Here is a 4,307-nt window from a genome sequence, read left to right as displayed (position 1 = left end):
AGAGATGTGTATAAGAGACAGAGATGAGTCCAACGGCGTAGCCCAGAACGACGCCAGTCGTCACGAGGAGGCCGGCACGGAGCGTAAACAGGAGTCCCACGCGCCACCCCGACGCGCCGGTCGAGCGGATGACCCGGATCGCGTCAAGACGGTCGCGGACGCTCATTCGCGTGACGTTGTAGACGACGATGAGGACCAGCAGCCCGCCGGCGGCTGCCGCGATACCGAGCGCCCAGAGTACCTGCTCCAGACCGCCGAGGACGTACAGGAGTGCGCTAACCAGCGGTGCCCCTTCGGTGGGTAGACTCCCCAACCCGGTCCCGCTCGGGCTGTGGTCGACGACGAAGTAGCCGGTGACACCGACCTCCTGTGCGGTCGAGGCGTTGGTCGCGTACCACTGATTCGAGAGGAACGTCGTCCCGCGCTCCTGTGGCACGACGGTGAGCGAAACGGTGCTGTTGGACCCGCTGACCGTTCGCGTCCGCTGCTGTGAGACCGGTCCCCGACCGTCGACGCCGTCCGGAATCGTCGGTAATCGTCCTTCCTGCCACTGGGCCGACCCCTCGATGAGCACCCTGGGAGTATCGGGCGGGATTCCGACGAGCCGAACGTCGGTCTCGTTTACAGTCGCCGTCGCCGTTGGGAGCACGGTGACATCCGTACCGGTTTGTGGTGGGCCGTTCCCCGCGTCGTGATAGGTGACTGTCCCGGAGTTCGCAAGCGGTTCGGCGAACGTTTCTGAGTACGTGACCGCAGTAAACAACAGCAGGACCGTGCCGATGAGAAACGCGGCCGTCACGGCGACGACGACGACGGTGAGCCGGTCCCGTCTGGACCAGCGAAACAGGAGGGCGTTTCGGTATCCCATCGGTTCGTTAGTTCGTCTCCGTTGACGGGCTTGCGTCCGGCGTCGAGGCGGCATCGGAGACAAGCGTGCCACCGCGGATGAACAGCCTCTCGTCGAACCGCTGGGCCAGTTGCGGGTCGTGGCTGATGACGACGAGGGCGGTTTCCGTCGACTCCTTCATGCTGAACAGGAGGTTCAACACCGACTCGGCTGTGTCCGGATCTAGCTGCCCGGTCGGTTCGTCGGCGAGGACGATTTCGGGGCGGTTCGCGAGCGCCCGTGCGATGGCGACCCGCTGTTTCTCGCCCCCGCTCAGCGTCGCCGGATACTGGTGTTCGAGCCCGGCGATGCCCAGACGGTCGAACAGTGTGTCCAGCCAGCCGGGATCGCGGTTGCCCGCGTGTTCCTGCGGGAGCGACGCGTTCTCGCGGGCTGTCAGGTCGCCGATAAGCTGAAAGTCCTGAAAGACGAACCCGAGTGTCGTCCGCCGCAGGCTCGCGCGCTGGCGTTCGGACAAGGTACTCGCGTCCCGGCCGTCAACCTCCAGTCGACCGCTAGACGGTGGTTCTAGCAGTCCGAGGACGTTGAACAGCGTCGACTTGCCGGCCCCGCTAGGGCCCTGAACGAGCATCGCCGCGTCGGACCCGACCGTAAGCGAGACGCTGTCGAGAATCTTGGTGCCCCGTCGTGTGACACACAACTCCGAGCCGACGAGGACGGGGTCAGTCATTGTCGGCCTTTCTGCCGGCCCCGTATTGTATGCCACGGTTACATACCCGGGAGAGATGAAGGTGGGGGACCATCGAACCGAGTCCGCTCAGCAACTCGTCAGCAACTCGTTCGATTCCCGCCAGGCCGAACGAGGTACACCGAATCAAGACCGCGCGTGTCATAGACCACGTCGTTCTCGTAGCGCCACTCCTCCAGCGTCGCGGGCGTGGTCTTCTCGCTCCCCGCCGGGAACAGGTGTGCCCCTGTCGTCCCCCACGACGACCGCGATAGCGTCGGGCAGTTCGGTTCCGCCCCGCCACCGAGCCATCGGGCGGTTGGCTGGTACATGCCGTTGGCCGAACCCGGATAGTACAGGTCAACGATGCGGCCGAACGGGTGGTCGGACGCCCACTGCTCGTCGACGTGGTCCGCGGTGAACGTCGCGGCCGCGAACTGCGATTCGGTCGCTCCGGTCGGGAACGCTAGCGTATCGAGATTGACGAACGCGATGGGCATCGTCGCAACCGCGGCCACTAGGATCACAACAGTCAAAACGGTTGCGAGCCGGTGGCTGTGGGCCTTTGCCGTCACAAGCCCACCATCCGGCGACGGCGACCGCTGGTAGGCGACTGACACGAGGCCGAGGCCAGCGAGCACGAACACAGGTAGATGAACGAACGTCTGGCCGCGGAGCGCGGTCCCGTAGTACTCCGGCGTCAGCGAGGCGGTCAGCGAGAAGTACACGATGACAATCGGCGCTAACAGCAACGCCAGCACGACCGGCCCGATCCGCCGACGGTCGCGGCTCGCGAGCGGGAGGCCGATAACTGCAAACACCACCGGGACGGCGAAGGCCGCGACGAGTACCAAGAGGCCGGTCGGCGTGGTCTGTGTTCCGGGGAAGACGGTCTGTAACGCGTTCGCACCGAGGGTCAGGAACCAGAGCCCGACTGCACCGCCGATGGTCACCCGCTGGAGGCGAGCGCTCGTCCGCTGGAACCAGACCAGCGTTGCCACCAGCACGACGACCCAGGCCAGGAATAGCCCCGGATAGGCGCTGACGCGGTCAACGTAGGGGACCTCCAGAAGCGAGCGTTCTGCAATCCGGTAGTACCCCCACATATACACCCAGAAGCCCGCGACGACAGCGAGGGCAGTGACGGCGTCACGACGAGACGGAATCCTGGCGAGACTGGCGGCCAGCACCCCTGTGAGTACCAGTCCAGCGATGAGCGAGCTGAACGTATGCAGGAGCGGGAAGGCAGCGAACAGGACAACCACAACTGCACCCCATCGACGCCGGTATCGCTCCGTCGTAAGCAATCGATGGACAGCAATCGCAAACAGCGGAAGCAGGAGAAACGCCAGTGCCTCCTCGTCTGTCTGTCCAGTCCGCCGGAGATAGATTCCCTCCACTGCGAGCCCCATCCCGACGACGCCCATTGCAAGCGTTGTCCGCGAGTGACGCCAGCGACTCGACTGTGCGAGGCGTTTGACCAGCGCCATCGCCGTCAGACAGGACGCCGCACCGGTGACCGCGACGACCGGCTGTGCGATGTACAGCGGCCGCTCACCGGTGACTGCGCCGACGACCGTCAGAACCGCAGTGAACACGATGTTGTCCGCGCGGAACCGCGTGAGCGGAAACGTGCCCGTCCGAAGCGTGTCTCTCGCCAGAGCGACGTAGCCGAACCCGTCTAGCGTCGAGGGCAGCGGCGTCCAGTGGAGCGTCGTCAGTCGGGCCGCGACTGCCACGGCCAGCACAGCTACGATGAGCAGCACTCGCCCCTTCCGGCCGTCACTCATTGGCGGGTCCTACAGCGGGTGGGTGTAAGATAGTTACCGCATTTCGACGGGCGACCCTGCCGCCGTTACAGCCAGTCAGCCGGAGACAGCTACCGCTAGCCCCCGCCAGAAACTCGTTCGACCCGGTGGACAGAAGCGGCCGGACCCGCCCGACAGGTCACCGAATAGGATGGATAGAGGCGGCCAGCGGGTCACGAGCCCCTGTTCGACTTGATCTTACGGGCACGTTCGACGGCCGCTTCCGCGCGTGACGGATCAACGGATGACGGTGCAAACGCTGCCGTCTCAAAGGCTTCGACTACCGTTTCGAGATCTGCCATCCGTTCCTCCGGAACGCCGTGCTCCTGGCTCTGCTGGAGGAGTTCCCAGTGTGTCGCCCCCTCGTCAATACCGTTTTCCACCGCTAGCTCATCGTGGACTGCGGTGTATGCTACCATCGCTGCGGCGTCATAGTTCTCACTGTCCAGATATGTCTCGACACGGTCCTTGAACGTCGGAGTCGTCGCGTTCGGTTGTGCCCCCGTCTGGTCTGCCCCGGTCATCGATACCGCAGTTGCCTCAACTGGCACAGTCGAGTCCATCTCCTCGGATTGGCGGGCCCGTGATACGACAAACCAGGCCGCGACGATAACTGCAAGCGCTACCCCGCCGCCCAAGACGGGCAGCCAGCTGTATCCGATGATGCCGTTCCCGAAGCCGGCTGGTGTGCTCTCGTCAGAGCCGAGCAGCAGCCCCACCAGCGTATCGATAAGCAGATCGCTGTCCGAATCGGAGCCGACCGGTGGGTTGCCGCCGCCGGACCCAGCTGTCAGCGTTACCGTTGCGGTCGCGTTACCGAGGTTCGAACTCGGTTCGCATTCGTCTTTAGTTAGTGCTCACACCTCGGTTGCGTAGCGGTAGCGAGCGTCTCTTGTAAGATCGGTCGTTGCTGGTGAATCTTCTG

Annotated in this window: 4 protein-coding genes; all 4 read right to left on the bottom strand. The window is 64.5% G+C overall.

What is annotated here, in order from left to right:
- Nucleotides 1–868, bottom strand: an 868-nt coding sequence (locus C444_RS09770) for an FtsX-like permease family protein (protein ID WP_004592595.1), incomplete at its 3' end; no start/stop codon positions are given.
- 7 nt (nt 869–875) lie between these two features.
- A complete protein-coding gene (locus C444_RS09765; protein ID WP_004592594.1) occupies nt 876–1,577 on the bottom strand; it encodes an ABC transporter ATP-binding protein in 702 nt (233 codons plus the stop codon).
- 98 nt (nt 1,578–1,675) lie between these two features.
- Entirely contained in the window at nt 1,676–3,364 is a 1,689-nt protein-coding gene (locus C444_RS09760; protein ID WP_004592593.1) for a hypothetical protein, read from the bottom strand.
- Between the two features lie 191 nt (nt 3,365–3,555).
- Nucleotides 3,556–4,101 (bottom strand): DUF4129 domain-containing protein, encoded by a 546-nt coding sequence (locus C444_RS09755; protein WP_004592592.1) that lies wholly within the window; start codon nt 4,099–4,101, stop codon nt 3,556–3,558.
- Nucleotides 4,102–4,307 lie beyond the last annotated feature (206 nt).

The organism is Haloarcula japonica DSM 6131, assembly GCF_000336635.1.
Lineage (GTDB): Archaea > Halobacteriota > Halobacteria > Halobacteriales > Haloarculaceae > Haloarcula > Haloarcula japonica.
The sequence above is the reverse complement of the archived record's forward strand: the minus strand, read 5'-3'. Positions and strand labels throughout refer to the sequence as shown.